At 61.8% G+C, this 17,723-nt stretch carries 16 protein-coding genes and 2 tRNA genes; 12 read left to right on the top strand and 6 right to left on the bottom strand.

Going from position 1 to position 17,723, the window contains the following annotated elements:
* Nucleotides 1-25: 25 nt before the first annotated feature.
* The 6 genes from FFI94_RS11090 (at nt 26) to FFI94_RS11115 (ending at nt 5,389) form a co-directional block, all read left to right on the top strand.
* A complete protein-coding gene (locus tag FFI94_RS11090; protein ID WP_138872985.1) occupies nt 26-1,039 on the top strand; it encodes a 3-isopropylmalate dehydrogenase in 1,014 nt (337 codons plus the stop codon).
* Between the two features lie 84 nt (nt 1,040-1,123).
* Entirely contained in the window at nt 1,124-1,897 is a 774-nt protein-coding gene (locus tag FFI94_RS11095) for a fumarylacetoacetate hydrolase family protein (protein ID WP_138872986.1), read from the top strand.
* 344 nt (nt 1,898-2,241) lie between these two features.
* Nucleotides 2,242-3,402, top strand: a complete 1,161-nt coding sequence (locus FFI94_RS11100) for an alkane 1-monooxygenase (RefSeq protein ID WP_138872987.1) — start codon at nt 2,242-2,244, stop codon at nt 3,400-3,402.
* A 92-nt stretch (nt 3,403-3,494) separates the two neighbouring features.
* A complete protein-coding gene (gene gltX / locus FFI94_RS11105) occupies nt 3,495-4,970 on the top strand; it encodes a glutamate--tRNA ligase (RefSeq protein WP_138872988.1) in 1,476 nt (491 codons plus the stop codon).
* A gap of 153 nt (nt 4,971-5,123) precedes the next feature.
* A tRNA-Gln gene (locus FFI94_RS11110) sits at nt 5,124-5,195 on the top strand.
* Nucleotides 5,196-5,316: 121 nt separating this feature from the next.
* Nucleotides 5,317-5,389: transfer RNA gene (locus FFI94_RS11115), tRNA-Glu, on the top strand.
* A 139-nt stretch (nt 5,390-5,528) separates the two neighbouring features.
* Here FFI94_RS11115 and FFI94_RS11120 read toward each other — a convergent pair.
* The 3 genes from FFI94_RS11120 to FFI94_RS11130 all read right to left on the bottom strand — a co-directional run bounded on the left by FFI94_RS11120 (nt 5,529) and on the right by FFI94_RS11130 (nt 7,060).
* Nucleotides 5,529-5,741 carry a DUF5302 domain-containing protein gene (locus FFI94_RS11120; RefSeq protein WP_138872989.1) on the bottom strand — a complete coding sequence of 71 codons (213 nt, stop codon included), beginning with the start codon at nt 5,739-5,741 and terminating at the stop codon, nt 5,529-5,531.
* Between the two features lie 30 nt (nt 5,742-5,771).
* The gene (locus tag FFI94_RS11125) at nt 5,772-6,281 is read right to left on the bottom strand and encodes a pyridoxamine 5'-phosphate oxidase family protein (protein ID WP_138872990.1); all 510 of its coding nucleotides are present in this window, start codon (nt 6,279-6,281) and stop codon (nt 5,772-5,774) included.
* Between the two features lie 77 nt (nt 6,282-6,358).
* On the bottom strand, nt 6,359-7,060 hold the full coding sequence (locus tag FFI94_RS11130) for an IclR family transcriptional regulator (protein WP_033236580.1): 702 nt from the start codon (nt 7,058-7,060) through the stop codon (nt 6,359-6,361).
* Nucleotides 7,061-7,234: 174 nt separating this feature from the next.
* On the opposite strand from FFI94_RS11130, the gene leuC reads away from it, so the two are divergent.
* The 3 genes from leuC (at nt 7,235) to FFI94_RS11145 (ending at nt 10,133) form a co-directional block, all read left to right on the top strand.
* The gene (gene leuC / locus FFI94_RS11135; protein ID WP_138872991.1) at nt 7,235-8,656 is read left to right on the top strand and encodes a 3-isopropylmalate dehydratase large subunit; all 1,422 of its coding nucleotides are present in this window, start codon (nt 7,235-7,237) and stop codon (nt 8,654-8,656) included.
* A 27-nt stretch (nt 8,657-8,683) separates the two neighbouring features.
* On the top strand, nt 8,684-9,292 hold the full coding sequence (gene leuD, locus FFI94_RS11140; protein ID WP_033236578.1) for a 3-isopropylmalate dehydratase small subunit: 609 nt from the start codon (nt 8,684-8,686) through the stop codon (nt 9,290-9,292).
* A gap of 157 nt (nt 9,293-9,449) precedes the next feature.
* The gene (locus tag FFI94_RS11145) at nt 9,450-10,133 is read left to right on the top strand and encodes an HU family DNA-binding protein (protein WP_033236577.1); all 684 of its coding nucleotides are present in this window, start codon (nt 9,450-9,452) and stop codon (nt 10,131-10,133) included.
* Nucleotides 10,134-10,239: 106 nt separating this feature from the next.
* Here FFI94_RS11145 and FFI94_RS11150 read toward each other — a convergent pair whose 3' ends face one another.
* The 3 genes from FFI94_RS11150 to cofC all read right to left on the bottom strand — a co-directional run bounded on the left by FFI94_RS11150 (nt 10,240) and on the right by cofC (nt 14,224).
* A complete protein-coding gene (locus FFI94_RS11150) occupies nt 10,240-11,166 on the bottom strand; it encodes a bifunctional NUDIX hydrolase/histidine phosphatase family protein (RefSeq protein ID WP_138872992.1) in 927 nt (308 codons plus the stop codon).
* An 11-nt stretch (nt 11,167-11,177) separates the two neighbouring features.
* On the bottom strand, nt 11,178-13,286 hold the full coding sequence (locus FFI94_RS11155; RefSeq protein WP_260684473.1) for an RNA degradosome polyphosphate kinase: 2,109 nt from the start codon (nt 13,284-13,286) through the stop codon (nt 11,178-11,180).
* A gap of 215 nt (nt 13,287-13,501) precedes the next feature.
* Entirely contained in the window at nt 13,502-14,224 is a 723-nt protein-coding gene (cofC, locus tag FFI94_RS11160; RefSeq protein WP_260684003.1) for a 2-phospho-L-lactate guanylyltransferase, read from the bottom strand.
* 170 nt (nt 14,225-14,394) lie between these two features.
* On the opposite strand from cofC, the gene FFI94_RS11165 reads away from it, so the two are divergent.
* From FFI94_RS11165 to FFI94_RS11175, 3 genes are read left to right on the top strand one after another with little or no spacing between them, the layout of a single operon-like run.
* Entirely contained in the window at nt 14,395-15,393 is a 999-nt protein-coding gene (locus tag FFI94_RS11165) for an NAD(P)H-dependent glycerol-3-phosphate dehydrogenase (protein WP_138872994.1), read from the top strand.
* Nucleotides 15,390-16,541 carry a cystathionine gamma-lyase gene (locus tag FFI94_RS11170; protein ID WP_138872995.1) on the top strand — a complete coding sequence of 384 codons (1,152 nt, stop codon included), beginning with the start codon at nt 15,390-15,392 and terminating at the stop codon, nt 16,539-16,541. The genes FFI94_RS11165 and FFI94_RS11170 overlap by 4 nt, the downstream gene beginning before the upstream one ends.
* 54 nt (nt 16,542-16,595) lie before the next feature.
* Nucleotides 16,596-17,702 (top strand): D-alanine--D-alanine ligase family protein, encoded by a 1,107-nt coding sequence (locus tag FFI94_RS11175; protein ID WP_138872996.1) that lies wholly within the window; start codon nt 16,596-16,598, stop codon nt 17,700-17,702.
* The last annotated feature ends 21 nt before the right edge of the window (nt 17,703-17,723 follow it).

A 17,723-nucleotide genomic window follows, 5' to 3' on the forward strand; every position in this document is an offset into this window, starting at 1 on the left:
CACAGTTCTACCGAATGAGGATTCAATGAAGCTTGCGGTCATTCCCGGTGACGGAATCGGTGTCGAGGTAACAGCTGAAGCACTCAAGGTGCTCGGCAAGTTGGTCCCCGATCTGGAAACCACCGAATACGATCTCGGTGCCCGTCGCTACAACGCCACCGGTGAACTGCTGCCTGCAGACGAGCTGGACCAGATCCGTCAGCACGACGCAATCCTGTTGGGCGCCATCGGCGATCCGCGGATCGTTGCGCCGGGCATCCTCGAGCGCGGTTTGCTGCTGAACATGCGCTTTCAGCTCGATCATCACGTCAATCTTCGTCCGGCGCAGCTGTACCCGGGCGCGACGTCACCGCTCGCGGCGCAGCCCGAGATCGACTTCGTTGTGGTTCGTGAAGGCACCGAGGGCCCGTACACCGGAAACGGTGGAGCCATCCGCGTCGGCACCGATCACGAGATCGCGACCGAGGTGTCGATCAACACCTGGTTCGGCGCTGAGCGTGTTGTTCGTTACGCATTTGCGTTGGCGCAGACGCGTTCCAAGCACCTCACGCTGATCCACAAGACCAACGTGCTCTCCAACGCCGGAGCGATCTGGACGCGTGCGATCGAGACCGTCGGAGCGGAGTTCCCGGACGTCGAGACGGCGTACTGCCACATCGACGCTGCCACCATCTACATGGTGACCGACCCGTCGCGCTTCGACGTCATCGTGACGGACAACCTGTTCGGTGACATCATCACCGACCTGGCCGGCGCTGTAACCGGCGGAATCGGTTTGGCCGCAAGTGGAAACATCGATGCGTCCGGCACCAACCCGTCGATGTTCGAGCCCGTGCACGGCAGTGCCCCGGACATCGCCGGTAAGGGAATCGCAGATCCCACCGCCGCGATTCTCTCGGCCGCACTGCTTCTTCGTCATCTGGGCCGCGAGGACGACGCCGCTCGCGTCGAGGCTGTGGTCGCTGCCGACCTGGCTACCCGCGGCGACGGTCCGATCGTCACCACCGAGATCGGTGACCGGATTACTGCCGCTCTGTAATCAACACTGCACGGACTCTGACGCGCGTGGGCCTTACGGCTTGCGCGCGTCAGTCGTTTCCGGCACACCGATAGACTTGCGCGCATGCGTCTTGGTCGAATTGCCAGTCCCGATGGTGTTGCGTTTGTCAGTATCGAAGGTGAAGAGGATGCCCTCGTTGCCAAGGAAATTGCCGAGCACCCGTTCGGGAACCCCACCTTTACCGGCCGTAGTTGGCCACTAGCCGATGTGCGCCTGTTGGCGCCGATCCTTGCCAGCAAGGTGATCTGCATCGGCAAGAACTATGCGGCTCATGCTGCCGAGATGGGCGGCGAGGCACCGGCAGATCCGGTGATCTTCCTCAAGCCGAACACGTCCATCGTCGGCCCGGGTGCGCCTATTGTCCTGCCGCCCAGTTCAACTGAAGTTCACTACGAGGGCGAACTCGCCATCGTCATCGGTCAGCCCTGCAAGGATGTTCCGGCAGCAAAGGCCCTCAGCGTCGTGCTCGGGTACACCGTCGCCAACGACGTCTCTGCTCGCGATCATCAGCGTCACGACGGTCAGTGGACCCGCGCGAAGGGTCACGACACATTCTGCCCGCTGGGGCCTTGGATCGAGACGGCTCTGGATCCGTCCGACGTCGACATCAAGACCGAGGTCAACGGAGCGGTCAAGCAGGACAGCAGCACGGCTTTCCTGCTGCACGACGTCCCGAAGATCATCGAGTGGGTCTCGGCCGTGATGACCTTGCTGCCCGGTGACGTCATCCTCACCGGTACGCCCGAGGGCGTCGGCCCGATCGTTGCCGGCGATTCCGTCTCGGTGACGGTGTCCGGCATCGGCACGCTCACCAACCCGGTGATTGCAAAGCGCTGACCACCAGGTTCGGCCGGGGCCTCATCCTTTCGGATGGGGCCCCATTTTTCTTTTTCCCCGTGATAGCTGCACGGTCGCCTACGCTATTTTATCGGCCGTAACGACAATGTGGCCAATGTCGCAATTGTGGTGGTATTCAGCCATTTGTTTGAGACGGACGGCAAGTGGCTATGCGCAAACAGCTGCTTGCACCTTTCAAGAATGGGATTAACCCGAAAAGTCGGTCTTAGTGCCCATTTGATAACCCTAAGTTTGCCAATGTAACGATGATCCGTATTCTGTCGATATCCGAAGTGATGCCGGTGGGGTATTGATGAGTTTTCGGAAATTGGAGGCTGTGGCACATGGGGGCCTTTACTGCGTACCGGCGTGCTCGGGCGATCGGGCCGGGCGAGTCCGCAGCGGCGAAGTGGCGAGACAAGAAGCGCTACCTGTGGCCGTTGGGTCTGCTGGTGCCGCTCAGTCCGTTCGCGGCGTGGTTCCTGGTGGAGAAGCTGACTCTGGGTTTGTTCTGGGCTGTCGGAGCCTGGCTGATCGTCATTGTGATTCCGCTCGTCGATCTATTGGCTGGCGAGGACGGGAACAGCCCCCCGGACGAGAAGATTCCGGAGTTGCAGGCTGATCGTTACTACCGCTGGTGCACGTACCTGTTTCTTCCGTTGCAATACATAGGCCTCGTGTTCGCCTGCTGGTGCTGGGTGAACTCGCCGATGGCGTCGGGGGAGAAGTTCGCGCTGGCGATGACCGTCGGGGTGGTAGCCGGCGTCGGTATCAACGCGGCGCACGAAATGGGCCACAAGAGCGAGAAGCTCGAGAAGTGGTTGGCCAAAATCGCGCTGGCGCAGTCTTTCTACGGCCACTTTTTTGTCGAACACAATCATGGTCACCATGTGCGCGTGGCAACTCCGGAAGATCCCGCAAGCTCGCGATATCGCGAGAACTTCTGGTTCTTCCTGCCGCGGAGCGTCATCGGGGGACTGCGTTCGGGATGGCAACTCGAGCGTGCCCGCCTCGCGCGTGCGGGAGTAAGCACCTGGAGTTACAAGAACAACATCCTCAATGCGTGGGCTATGAGTGTGGTGCTGTTCGGCTCGCTCATCGCGGTGTTCGGCTGGGAGATCGCACCGTGGCTAGCAGTGCAGGCCATCGCCGGATTCACCTTCCTCGAAACTGCTAACTACCTCGAGCATTACGGGTTGCTGCGCGCCAAGCGTGAGGACGGAACTTATGTTCGCTGCTCGCCGGAGGACAGTTGGAACAGCGATCACGTCGTGAGCAATCTGTTCCTCTATCAGTTGCAGCGCCACAGCGATCACCACGCCAATCCGCGGTTGCGCTACCAAAGCCTTCGCAGCGCCGCCGACGCGCCGCAGTTGCCGGCGGGATATGCGGTCATGATCGTCTGTGCGTGGGTTCCGCCGCTGTGGCGTTCGATCATGGACAAGCGGCTTCTTGCGTACTACGACGGCGACATGACCCGGATAAACGTGTTGCCTGGGCGCTGACGGGTGGCGCGCTCACCACTTTCAGGGAAAACGAAGAGCCGGCGGGACTAATCTGTAGTACGACCATCCATCATCGCCGAGCCAAGTGAGCCATGACCAACAGCGAAGTACGCGTCCGTTTCTGTCCGTCACCCACCGGAACCCCGCACGTGGGTTTGGTGCGCACCGCCCTGTTCAACTGGGCGTTCGCACGACATCACGGTGGAACCTTCGTGTTCCGCATCGAAGACACCGATGCTCAACGGGACAGCGAAGAGTCTTATCAGGCGATCCTCGACGCCCTGCGCTGGCTGGGTCTGACCTGGGACGAGGGCCCGGAGGTCGGTGGGCCGCACGCGCCGTATCGCCAGTCCGAGCGTCGTGACCTGCATCTCGATGTCGTAGCCAAGCTGCTTGCCGCGGGCGAGGCCTACGAGTCGTACTCGACCAACGACGAGGTGGAAGCGCGTCACAAGGCAGCCGGACGCGACCCGAAGCTCGGCTACGACAACTTCGATCGGAATCTCACCGACGAGCAGCGTGCGGCATACATCGCCGACGGACGTAAGCCGGTAGTTCGCCTTCGGATGCCTGATCACGACCTGACGTGGAACGACCTCGTTCGCGGCGAGACCACGTTCAAGGCCGGAACGGTGCCGGACTTCGCGTTGACGCGCGGCAACGGCATTCCTCTCTACACTCTGGTCAATCCGGTCGACGATGCGCTGATGAAGATCACGCACGTTCTGCGCGGTGAGGACCTCCTTTCGTCCACGCCGAGGCAGTTGGCTCTGTACGAGGCGATGATCCGGATCGGTGTTGCGGACTTCACACCGTCCTTCGGTCACCTTCCCTTCGTGATGGGCCAGGGCAACAAGAAGCTCTCCAAGCGTGACCCCGAATCCAACCTGTTCATTCACCGTGACCGCGGGTTCATCCCCGAGGGACTGTTGAACTACTTGGCTCTGCTCGGCTGGAGCATTGCCGACGATCACGACGTGTTCTCGCTCGACGAGATGGTCGCGGCGTTCGACATCTCCAAGGTCAATTCCAACCCGGCGCGGTTCGACCAGAAGAAGGCAGACGCGATCAACGCCGAGCACATTCGTTTGCTCGAGCCGGCTGACTTCGCGTCCCGCCTGAAGTCGTTCCTGGTGGAGCACGGCCACATCAGCGCTGACGTGGACGAAGCGACGTTCACCGTTGCTGCGGACCTCGTGCAGACTCGCATCGTCGTTCTGTCCGACGCGTGGGATCTGCTGAAGTTCCTGTTCGTCGACGAGGCGTCGTTCGCGCTCGATCCGGCTGCTGCGGCCAAGAACCTGAAGGAAGATGCGGGTCCGGTTCTGGATGCGTCGCTTGCAGCGCTCGACGCTACGACGGAGTGGACGGCGGCAAGTATCGAGGAAGCCCTCAAGAAGGCTCTCATCGAGGATCTGGAGCTCAAGCCGCGTAAGGCCTTCGCTCCGGTGCGGGTGGCAATTACGGGCTCTCACATCAGCCCTCCGCTGTACGAGTCGATGGAATTGCTCGGTCGCGACGTCTCGCTTGCCCGATTGCGGGCCGGTAGGGCAGCGGTAACTGCTTAGTTTGGGTGCTCGCCGGCCGAAAATGAAGCAAAAAGGTGCCGTGACCATACGATTTGGTATTTGGGGCAGGGGTACTGGTAATCTTCTTTTCGGCCGGAGACGAGCCGCCAAGCATTACAGCGAAGCGGAACGAGCAAGGCCGAGCAAGACCTTTGGGGTATGGTGTAATTGGCAACACAGCGGTTTCTGGTACCGCCATTCTAGGTTCGAGTCCTGGTACCCCAGCGAAAATCCGGTCGATTTTGCAGCCGGACTCAGACAAGCTAAGCTTGCTGAGCTTCCAGAGAACAGCCCGAAAGGGAAGTTCTTGAAGTGCAAAAAATAGAACATGCTTAAAGCGTGTCCTGGCCCCGTCGTCTAGCGGCCTAGGACGCCGCCCTCTCAAGGCGGTAGCGCGGGTTCGAATCCCGTCGGGGCTACAAAAGAAAGACCCTCCGATCATCTGATCGGAGGGTCTTTTTCTTATCTGCGCGATTGGTGTGACGCCGCCGAAAAAAGATCACCCCAGCCGAAATCGACTGGGGTGATTGTCATCTCATCGCCGCGAAGACGGCGGTCCTATCCGCTCTTGCGGCGGAATTCGCGTTTGTGATCAGCGGCACCATGAGTGCTGTGGACCTTCGACTGACCGTCACGATGATCGGCTGCAGTAGCGTTGCTGTGGTTCTTACGCTCGAGTGCTTCGCGGAACTTGCGCTTGTTGGCCTCCGCCGGTGTTTCCGATTCAGACGCCGTTTCGGATTCCGGCTTGGTGCTGTCCTGCTCGCTCATCTGTGTGCTCCTTGGATATTGGGCCTGTGGTCAAGCTACGCCTTCAGTGGCGGGAGCTGTAGACCCGGACAGTGGCATCGCCGGCATTCCGAGCTTGCGATGGTCCCAGGACCGTGTGCGTTCTGGGATAAATCGCACCGCGACGCGTTTGTGGAGCATAGCGTCGACCGCAGGCCGAAGGTCGTCGGAGTACGGCCCGGTGTATCGCTCCCAGACGCTGATTCCGACCGCGAACAAGGCGTCGGGGTCGTCGACTATTTCTCCGACGCCTTCCATCGATACACCGCGGAGAGCGTCGTAGGTGAGACCGTCCTCGATCAAGACCGACATCCGCGAGTCGCGTCGCAGGTTCACGGCTTTCTGGGATTTGGCTTTGGTCTCGAACCAGATCTCGCCGTCCACGATCGCAAACCACATCGCGATGAGGTGCGGCATGCCGTCGCCGCTCAGCGTGGCCATCGTTGCGGTACGGCTCTTTTCGACGAAGTCCGAGATTTCGGACTCGGTCATCGTGATCTGGCTGCGTTGTTTCCCGGTCATGACGGCAGTGATCTCCTCGGCTGCGGGTGCTCTTGAAGTTCTTACTGTGGCACGGATTACATGATTACGTGTCTGATTTACAGGCGCTTGTGCAGAGCTTCCGCTGCCGCGAGAAGATCGGCTGCCCAGCGTGCGCCGGGGCGCCGACCCATCCGGTCGATCGGTCCGGATACCGAAATCGCCGCCACAACAGTGCCGGAGCTGTCCCGTACCGGTGCCGCGACACTGGCAACTCCCGGTTCGCGCTCGGCCGCACTCTGGGCCCAGCCGCGACGACGAACTTCGAGGAGGACTCGCTCGCCGAAGGTCGCGTCGGCGAGAACGGCGCGCTGAGTCTGCGGATCTGCCCATGCGAGAAGGACCTTGGCACCCGAGCCGGCGTTCATCGGCAGGCGAGCGCCGACCAGGACGGTGTCGCGCAGGCCCGTCGGTGGTTCCATCGATGCGACGCAGACGCGTGCGGTGCCTTCGCGGCGGTACAGCTGCACGCTCTCGCCGGTGATCTCACGCAAGCGGGGGAGGATGAGCCCCGCCGCGGCGATCAGAGGATCATTGGCAGTGGCAGCCAATTCGGCGAGGCCGGGGCCGGGACACCACAGGCCGTCGGAGTCGCGGGCGAGAAGTCGATGGACCTCGAGGCCGACGGCAAGACGGTGCGCGGTGGCTCTGGGCAGGCCTGTGCGCGCACAGAGTTCGGAGAGGCTGCACGGTTCCTCGGCTACTGCATGAAGCACGCCCATTGCTTTGTCCAGCACGCCGATGCCGCTATGCTGTCTCATAGGTCGATACCAGATTCTCGCATAGTGGGATAGTAGCGCATGATCTTCGACAGGTCAGCAGCATCCACTTTCCGGGAGTTTGATGCGCAGCATGAGAACTGTTGGGCTGTCGGACTTACATTTCACGCGCGGCGGGCCAGCCCGTAGTCCGTCGACGCGAGGCTACGTACAGAGGTGGAAGACATGGCACAGAAAGCACGCACTCTCGCCGAGAAGGTGTGGGACGACCACGTAGTAGTGAAAGGCGAGGGACAGAATCCCGACCTGATCTACATCGATCTCCACCTCGTCCACGAAGTGACGAGCCCGCAGGCATTCGACGGATTGCGGTTGGCTGGACGGCAGTTGCGCCGTCCCGATCTTACGATCGCCACCGAGGATCACAACGTCCCGACAGTCGACATCGACAAGCCGATCGCCGATCCCGTCTCCAAGACACAGGTCGACACCCTGCGCCGAAATTGTGAAGAGTTCGGAGTTCGCTTGCACCGCATGGGCGATCTGGATCAGGGCATCGTGCATGTCGTGGGCCCGCAGCTCGGACTGACGCAGCCGGGAACCACCGTCGTGTGCGGCGATTCGCACACGTCGACCCACGGCGCTTTCGGCGCTCTCGCAATGGGAATCGGCACCAGCGAGGTCGAGCATGTGATGGCAACGCAGACACTGTCCTTGCGCCCCTTCAAGACAATGGCGATCACGGTCGACGGCGAATTGCCGCCAGGCGTCACGAGCAAGGATCTGATTCTTGCTGTCATTGCCAAGATCGGCACCGGCGGTGGCCAGGGATATGTGCTCGAGTACCGCGGCGAGGCGATCCGGAAACTGTCGATGGAAGCACGGATGACCATCTGCAACATGTCGATCGAGGCCGGTGCCCGCGCCGGCATGATCGCCCCCGACGAGATCACGTACGAGTTCATCAAGGGACGTCCGCACGCGCCGACCGGCGCCGACTGGGATGCCGCTGTGGCTGCCTGGGAACTGCTGAAGACCGACGACGGAGCGGAATTCGACAACGAAGTCCACATCGACGCCAGTGCTCTGACACCTTTTGTCACGTGGGGAACCAACCCGGGACAGGGTGCGCCGCTTGGTGCCTGTGTTCCGAATCCGGAAGAAATCGTCGAAGAGAACGAACGTCAGGCAGCCGAGAAGGCGCTCACCTACATGGGACTCGACGCCGGGATGCCGTTGCGCGACGTCTCGGTCGACACGGTCTTCGTCGGTTCGTGCACCAACGGGCGCATCGAGGATTTGCGTGAGGTCGCCGGCGTCCTCGAGGGTCGCCATGTCGCAGAAGGCGTTCGGATGCTCATCGTTCCCGGTTCGATGCGGGTGCGCGCGCAGGCCGAAAGTGAAGGCCTGGGCGACATCTTTGTTGCTGCGGGAGCGGAGTGGCGACAGGCCGGTTGCTCGATGTGCCTGGGTATGAACCCGGACCAGCTGGCGCCAGGCGAACGTTCGGCCTCGACGTCCAACCGGAATTTCGAAGGCCGCCAAGGTAAAGGCGGGCGGACACACCTGGTTTCTCCGCTCGTCGCTGCAGCCACCGCCGTCCGTGGAACGTTGTCGGCACCGTCCGATCTGGTCTGACGCACTTAATACTCGAGGAGATTTTTGATGGAATCCTTTAGCACGCACAAGGGAATCGGCGTACCGCTGCGACGCTCGAACGTGGACACCGACCAGATCATCCCGGCTGTTTATCTGAAGCGGGTGACGCGCACCGGGTTCGAGGACGGACTGTTCGCCGGCTGGCGCACCGATCCGAACTTCATCCTCAACCACGCGCCGTACGACAAAGGCAGCGTCCTGGTTGCCGGCCCGGATTTCGGTACGGGCTCGTCGCGAGAGCATGCCGTTTGGGCGCTATCCGACTTCGGTTTTCGCGTTGTGATCGCGTCGCGCTTCGCAGATATCTTCCGCGGCAACGCCGGAAAAGCGGGCCTGCTGGCCGCGCAGGTGGAGCAGAGCGACGTCGAACTGCTGTGGAAGTTGCTCGAAGAACAGCCCGGACTGGAATTGACAGTCGATCTCGAGAATCGGACAGTGAGTGCCGGAACAACGGTGGTGCCCTTTAGCATTGACGACTACACGAGGTGGCGTCTGCTCGAAGGTCTCGACGACATCGGACTGACATTGCGCCAGGTAGAGGCGATTTCGGAGTTCGAAAAGTCAAGGCCGTCATGGAAACCGACTACCCTCCCGGCCCAAATTTCCCAGGGCTGAACGGATATCGGGGATAGCGGGCAAGAAGAGAAATAGGTCACGATTTCGGGGCTACGTTGATTGAGAATTGGCGTGGCACATAGACTCTTGCCGTTATCAGGTTTACCGTAGTTCTCAGTCGGTCCTACGGTGGACCATTATTTGCGGAGGAATTTCAATGAACAAGGCAGAGCTCATCGATGTTCTGACTGAGAAGCTGGGTTCGGACAGGCGCACAGCAACCGATGCAGTGGAGCACGTCGTGGACACCATCGTCCGCGCCGTCCACCGTGGCGAGAGCGTGACCATCACCGGCTTCGGTGTCTTCGAGCAGCGTCGTCGTGCGGCACGTGTCGCACGTAACCCGCGTACGGGCGAGACCGTCAAGGTCAAGCCGACGTCGGTTCCGGCTTTCCGTCCGGGCGCACAGTTCAAGGCGGTTATTGCTGGCGGCCAGAAGCTTCCGGCCAGCGGCCCGGCAGTCAAGCGCGGCGTAGCAGCACCGGCCACCAAGGCAGCAGCCAAGAAGGCAGCAGCCAAGAAGGCAGCAGCCAAGAAGACGGCAGCAAAGAAGGCTCCGGCCAAGACCGCAGCCAAGAAGACGGTTGCCGCTAAGGCTCCCGCCAAGAAGGCTCCGGCCAAGACCGCAGCCAAGAAGACGGTTGCCGCTAAGGCTCCCGCCAAGAAGGCTCCGGCCAAGACCGCAGCCAAGAAGACGGTTGCCGCTAAGGCTCCCGCCAAGAAGGCTCCGGCCAAGACCGCAGCCAAGAAGACGGTTGCCGCTAAGGCCCCCGCCAAGAAGGCTCCGGCTGCCAAGAAGGCTCCGGCCAAGAAGGCTCCGGCCAAGCGCGCTTCCAAGTAGTCGCGTTCGGGCGAAAAGCCTGACGCTGGAAAGCAAGCAGTAAAAGCAAGAGGCCCAGTTGCGATGACGATCGCAACTGGGCCTCTTGCTTTGTTTTCAGAACTCTTTACGAATTGGCGACTTTCGGGAGCGGGCTGTCGAGATGATCAGCCGCAATCAGTCGGTCGCCCACCAGTGAGAGAACCCAGGTGCTGGCCTTGCGGTTGCGCGCTGAGGGCAGTGTTACACCGGCTGATTCGCTCCACCAGGCCATCAGATCCGGAATGACGCCTCCTTGGCTACAGATGACCGGTGTGCCGCCTGCAGACGCAATCTCGAGCACCCGCGCACGGGCGGCCGCTGGATCTTCGGCGTATCCTTCTTCGCTCAGAAGAGGTTCGATCCCGATCTCCACTCCGAGAGCCTCGGCCAGCGGCATCACAGTTTCGATGCAGCGAGTTCGGTCGGCGGAATAGACGGTGTCTGCACCGAAGATGCGGAGCTGCTCGACTAAGGCCGCGGCCTGTTCTTTGCCTTTGGCTTCGAGAGGGCGGAGCGTGTCGTCGCCCTTGTACCGCTTACGACTTCCCGCTTTTGCATGACGGACCAGCAGTACGGTGCGCGTATCGGGTGGTGCGGAGACAAAGCGGCGCAGGATCATCCGATCCATCGGATACGAGAGATGGTCAGGGACTTCGTCGATCGGAAGCCAGTGCAGAACGTCCACTTCGCTGTTCGGACCAAAATCTCCGTCGACGGCTTCTGCGGCCCAGTATTCGACCCGCTTCAGTTTGCGGTGTCCAGGAACCGGATAGGTGACACCGCCGAGGTGACGACCGAAGCGGCCGGTGATGGACGTTTCTTCCTGGACTTCACGAACGGCGGCTGTCAGGAAAGTTTCACCCGGATCGAGTTTTCCTTTGGGAAAAGACCAGTCGTCGTATTTGGGGCGGTGAACAACGGCTATTTCGATGGCCTCCGAATTATCGGGAGCCTTTCGCCATAACACTGCGCCGGCGGCAAAGATATTCGCTTTGACAGGTTTGTCAGCCATGGCAGCGACCGTCAGGATCCGCTGGACGTGCGACTGCGCATCAACGAATGCTGATGCTCGCGCACATCCTCGCCGTGTTCGGGGGAGGCAACCCAACTTCCGTCGGGATGGAGTACCCAGCACCGGGTGCGTGGGTCGAGCGCGGAATCGAAGATGTCGCCCAACTGCTTCGCCAGCTTGGGATCCGTCACCTGAACCATCACCTCCACTCGGCGATCGAGGTTGCGGTGCATCATGTCTGCGCTTCCGATCCAGAATTCGTCGGCGGCCCGGAAATGGAACATGCGTGAGTGCTCGAGGAATCGTCCGAGAATGGAACGGACTTCGATGTTGTCGCTCAGTCCCGGTACCCCGGGCTTGAGCGCGCAAATTCCGCGAACCACGATCTCCACGGGCACGCCGGCCTTGGATGCCCGGTACAGCGCATCGATAACCTGTTCGTCGACAAGTGCATTGGCCTTCATGCGGATGGCAGCATCACGCCCGGCCAACTTGTGTTCGATCTCGGCTTCGATGCGTTCCACGATTCCGCGGCGCACACCGTACGGAGCGACCAGCAGGTTGCGGTAGTTGGTCTTGCGCGAGTAACCGGTCAACGAGTTGAAGAGGTCCGTGAGGTCGGCGCCGACCTCCGGTGCGGCTGTGAACAATCCGACGTCCTCGTACAACCGTGCGGTCTTGGGGTTGTAGTTGCCCGTTCCGATGTGGCAGTACCGCCGGATGGTCGAGCCTTCACGCCGAACCACGAGGCACGTTTTGCAATGAGTCTTGAGTCCGACCAGGCCGTACACGACGTGCACTCCGGCCTGTTCGAGTTTGCGAGCCCACTTGATGTTTGCCTGCTCGTCGAAGCGAGCCTTGATCTCCACAAGGGCGACAACTTGTTTGCCGGCTTCTGCGGCGTCGATAAGCGCGTTGACGATCGGCGAATCACCGGACGTTCGGTAGAGGGTTTGCTTGATCGCAAGAACCTGCGGGTCGGCAGCCGCCTGCTCGATGAACCGCTGAACGCTCGTGGAGAACGAGTCGTACGGATGATGGACGAGTACGTCACCGTCACGCAGAGTGGAGAACACGCTCTTGGGTGTTTCGCGTTCACCGAATGCCGGGTGCGTGGCCGGAACGAAGGGTGCGTCCTTGAGCGCCGGACGGTCGACGGCGTAAACCTGCCAGAGGCAGGACAAGTCGAGCAGACCGGAAACCTCGATGACGTCGGCGGGGTCGACGTCGAGTTCACGAAGCAGCAAGTCGAGCATGTGTTCGGTCATGTCGTCGGCAACTTCGAGTCGGACCGGTGATCCGAAACGGCGGCGCGCCAGTTCGCGCTCCAGCGCCTGCAGGAGATCCTCGTCGCGATCTTCCTCGACCTCGAAATCGGCGTTGCGTGTGATGCGGAAGGCGTGGTGCTCCACGATTTCCATTCCGGGGAACAACACGTCGAGGTGCGCCGAGATCAGTTCTTCCAACGGGATGAACGAGTCGATCGACGACGTGGTGCTCTTGACCCGAACAAAGCGGCCGACGTTGTCGGGAACCTTCACGCGGGCGAAGTGCTCGCCACCCGTCAGGGAATCCTTCACCGTCACTGCGAGGTTGAGACTTAGCCCGCTGATGTACGGGAACGGGTGTGCGTGGTCGACGGCGAGTGGAGTGAGAACGGGGAACACCTGTTCGGTGAAATGCACCGAGAGACGCTCGTGATCGTCGTCGCTGAGGTCAGACCACCGAACGATCGAGATTCCTTCTGCCGCTAGGGCCGGGCGAACGGAATCGAGAAAGACGTGTGCGTGCTTGTCTGCGAGTTCCTGTGTCCGCTGTGCGATGAGAGCCAACTGTTCGCGCGGGGAGAGTCCGTCGGCAGAACGGACGGACAGGCCGGTTTCGTCGCGACGCTTGAGTCCGGCAACACGAACCATGAAGAACTCGTCGAGGTTGGACGCGAAGATAGCGAGGAACTTTGCGCGTTCGAGGAGGGGGAGTGACTCGTCGGCTGCCAACGCGAGAACGCGGGCATTGAAATCGAGCCAGCTGAGTTCGCGGTTGAGATAACGGTCTTCGGGTAAGCCACCGAGGAGGACCGCGGGAATGGCCTTCGTGGCTGCCGGCGGCGCACTCGGTATGTGGGTGGGTGATCCACTGACCGGTGGTCGCCCCGACGGCTGCGGTGTCGAAGGCTGCTGCCCGTCACCGGTTTTTACCGTGTTGTTCTCGCCAACTTCTGGCGAGGTCGTTTCTGTCTTGTTTGCGGACTTGCGGTGCTCGAGTGCTTCGCCGTTGCTCACGTGTCGATCATCCCCCACAATTGCGCGCTTCGACAATCGATGATCGAAAAAGGTTAATGCGTGTTGGTTGTGGCGCGATGGAACCGCGTCAACGATGCCAGAGTTGCCGGGCCGACGCCGAGCGCGCGGGCGGTGTCGAGATCTGTTGCGGTGTCGACGTCGGTCCGCAGACCCGGCCATTCTCCGATGAGTCGCCTGGCACCGGAATCCGTGTGACCACGGGCGGATTCGGGGCCGAATCGTGGATCGAGCGGTAGGTCGGGATCGCACGAGAACAGTGCGGCGGTGCCGGTTCCGTGGTGATCGACGACGATGGAACGGCCGCCGGTGCGGGCGGCGCTGAGGGCTTCGAGCAGTTCGGCCGGTTGCAACGACGGAAGATCCGCTTGGATGACAACAAGATCCACCGTGCCGTGTTCGGTGCGGATGTGGGTGGCCGCGGCGTCGAGGGCGGAGTTCAGTGAATTCTCGGTGGACCGATTCGAATCCGTGGACCTACTCGAATCGGGATCGGCGTACACGTTCACTCCCGCGGCGTATGCGAGTGCGGCGACGGTCGGATCCGGAGTCACCACGGTGACGCCGTCGATGGCAGACACACCCGTAACCGTGGCGAGAGTGTCGTGAAGCATCGCGAGAACAAGATCGGCACGGGCGTCGACATCGAGTTCGGCGGCCAGCCTGGACTTCGCGGATCGGAGGTCTTTCACCGCGACGATGGCATGCATCGGGCGCGGATGTTCCGATCTGGTTGCGCTCGGCCTCGCACTGGTCATCCTTCGATCTTGCCAGTCGGTTGCCACCATGTCTGTCTCTGCCTGCCTCACCGGGGCGTCTGCCGACCCGACTTCGGTCCGGGCGATAGTCTGTGCAGGCGATTTCATTGCCGGGTCGCAACACAACCGGCGTCCTGGCGAACGTCACGAGGGGTAGACGAGGTGACTGTGTGAGTAAGGCAGCAGTATTGGGTGCAGGCTCATGGGGAACGGCGTTGGCGAAGGTCATGGCCGAGGCCGGCACCGAGGTGACGATGTGGGCACGCCGCAAGGAAGTCGCCGATCGGATCAACGCGACGCACGAGAACAGTGACTACCTGCCAGGCATCGCGTTGCCCGAGTCGATTCGTGCGACGGATCGCCACGAGGAGGCGATGGACGGAGCCGACTTCATTGTTCTGGCTGTCCCGTCGCAGTCACTACGAGGGAACCTCGAGCAGTGGAAGGATTCGATCGGTCCGAACGCGACTCTCCTGAGTCTGGCCAAGGGCATCGAAACCGGCACCTTGATGCGGATGAGTCAGGTGATCGTGTCGGTCACCGGCGTCGAACCCAGTCGTGTCGCCGTGCTGTCCGGTCCCAATCTCGCGCGCGAGATCGCCAGCCGTCAACCGGCCGCGACGGTCATCGCCTGCACTGATTCCTCCCGGGCATTGGCTCTTCAAGATGCTTGTGCCACAGGTTATTTCAGGCCGTATACCAACTCCGACATCATCGGCTGCGAAATCGGCGGCGCCTGCAAGAACGTGATCGCCTTGGCGTGCGGAATGGCGGCAGGCAGTGGATTCGGCGACAACACGGTCGCGAGCATCATCACGCGCGGACTGGCAGAGACGATCCGGCTCGGCGTTGCGCTCGGCGGACAGGCATCCACGTTCTCGGGGCTGGCCGGCGTCGGCGATCTTGTTGCCACCTGCACGTCGGAGCTGTCACGAAACCGGACGTTCGGTGAGCACTTGGGCCGAGGCGGTTCCATGGAATCGGCGCAGCAGGCCACCAACGGTCAGGTAGCCGAGGGTGTGAAATCGTGCACGTCCGTGCGCGCACTCGCCGCCGGATACGACGTCGAAATGCCGTTGACGGACGCCGTTCACCGCGTGTGCCACGAAGGAATCGCGGTCAGTGAGGCGATAGGCCAACTGCTCGGCCGGCGGACCAAACCCGAATGACACCGGTAGACGGTTACGGCGATTCCACCCGGTGTGTGAGCAGCGTCGGGAGCTCGCACGCGCCTGGTCAGCCTATGCAGTTGGGACCGGTATTTGCTGCGCCGTACCAGCTTTCGGAGGTCGAGGGCAGCGAGAGCGACACCTATGCCCGTGCCTCGAATCCGGGTTGGCGCGGCCTCGAGGCGGCGCTCGGCACACTGGAAGGGGCGGATCACACCGTTGTCACCGGGTCCGGGATGTCCGCCGTCACGGTGACATTGCGCAGCCTGCTCCAGGCGGGCGATACCGTCGTCGTTCCGTCGGACGGTTACTACCAGGTGCGGCGCTACGCCCAAGAAGCTCTGGCCCTGCTGGGAATCGGCGTTCGTGAGGTGTCCACGACGGGAATGGGTGATCCGAGTTTTGCGGACCTGCTGTCCGGGTTGCCGGGACGCGTTGTCGTGGTCGCCGAGACACCGTCCAATCCGTTGCTCGACGTCGTCGATCTGCGCGCGTTGTCACGGATGTGCCACCGCGTCGGAGCAATCCTGGTGGTGGACAACACGACCCCAACTCCGCTCGGTCAACGTCCCCTGGAACTGGGAGCGGACGTCGTGGTTGCCAGTGGAACGAAAGCTCTGAGCGGGCACAGTGATCTGTTGATGGGCTACATCGCCACGTCCGACGCAGATATCGCTGCGAAGGTCGAGCGCGAGCGCCTGCTGTCCGGGACGGTTCTCGGTCCGTTCGAGACGTGGCTTGCGCATCGCAGTCTCGGAACGGCGGGGCTGCGATTCGGCCGCCACTGTGACAATGCGCAGGCGCTCGCCGACATGTTGTCCGGGCATCCGGCTGTCGCGTCCGTCCGTTATCCGGGGCTGCGAACAGACCCGTCGCACGCCATTGCGTCGGAGCAGATGCACAGGTTCGGCGGCTTGGTGAGCATCGAACTGGAATCCGCAGCGGCTTTCCATTCCTTTGTCGCAGTAAGTGAACTTGTCACGTCCGCGACCAGTTTCGGCGGCATCCACACCACCGCTGATCGGCGGGCTCGGTGGGGAGATCAGGTCAGCGAAGGGTTTGTCCGGATCTCGTGCGGCATCGAGGACACCGTGGATTTGTTGGCGGATGTTGAGCGCGCACTGGGCGGACTGACGTCCAGTCGGTAATTTATCCACTGCCCGATCGCGTGCCGAAGTCGATTCGACGGTACGGTTTGACGCGTGAATAACAGCCGTACCCGTGTAGCCGTGATCTTCGGTGGCCGGAGCAATGAACATTCTGTGTCGTGCGTATCCGCCGGGAGCGTCCTCGCGCATCTCGATCCGGAACGCTACGACGTCGTGCCGATCGGCATCACCGCCGACGGGGCGTGGGTTCTCGGTTCCACCGATCCCGAATCGCTGGCCATCAGCGGTCGTGAGTTGCCCACCGTCGACAAGGACGGGACGGCGCTGACGCTGACTGCCGATCCGACGCGTTCCGGTGCGCTGCTCGCGCTCGACGGAACGGACGTGGGTTCTGTCCTGGCAACCGTCGACGTCGTATTTCCCGTGCTGCACGGTGCGTACGGCGAGGACGGCACCATCCAGGGTCTGCTGGAAATGGCCGGCATTCCGTATGTCGGTCCCGGCGTGCTGGCGAGTGCCGCCGGTATGGACAAGGAATTCACCAAGAAACTGCTTGCCGCCGAGGGGTTGCCGGTCGGTGTGCAGGTTGTCCTGCGTCCGGGAACGGCGACTCTGAGCGACGAGCAGAAAGAGCAATTGGGGCTTCCGGTCTTCGTGAAGCCGGCGCGCGGCGGATCGTCGATCGGCATCACGCGGGTCACCGCGTGGGACGGCCTCGAAGGCGCGATCGCCCACGCTCGCCTGCACGATCCGAAGGTCATCATCGAGGGCGCGATCATCGGGCGGGAAGTCGAGTGCGGTGTGCTCGAATTCCCGAGCGGCGACGTCAAGGCGAGTGTGGTCGCAGAGATCCGGATGCCCGCCGACGACGGTGATTCGGACGCGTTCTACGACTTCGACACCAAGTATCTCGACGACGTCTGCGAATTCGACGTCCCCGCACACTTGGACGAGGCTGTCAGTGATCAGATTCGTGAGTTGGCGGTACGCGCTTTCACCGCACTCGATTGCCAGGGGCTCTCACGAGTGGACTTCTTCGTCACCGAAGACGGACCCGTGATCAACGAGATCAACACCATGCCGGGATTCACGTCCATCTCGATGTATCCGAAGATGTGGAAGGCAACCGGAATCGATTACGGCACTTTGCTTTCGACGTTGGTCGACACGGCACTCGCCCGCGGGACCGGATTGCGCTGACGGTAGGGGGGCCGGGTTTGC

It is taken from the genome of Rhodococcus sp. KBS0724 (assembly GCF_005938745.2).
In the GTDB taxonomy this organism is placed as follows: domain Bacteria; phylum Actinomycetota; class Actinomycetes; order Mycobacteriales; family Mycobacteriaceae; genus Rhodococcus_F.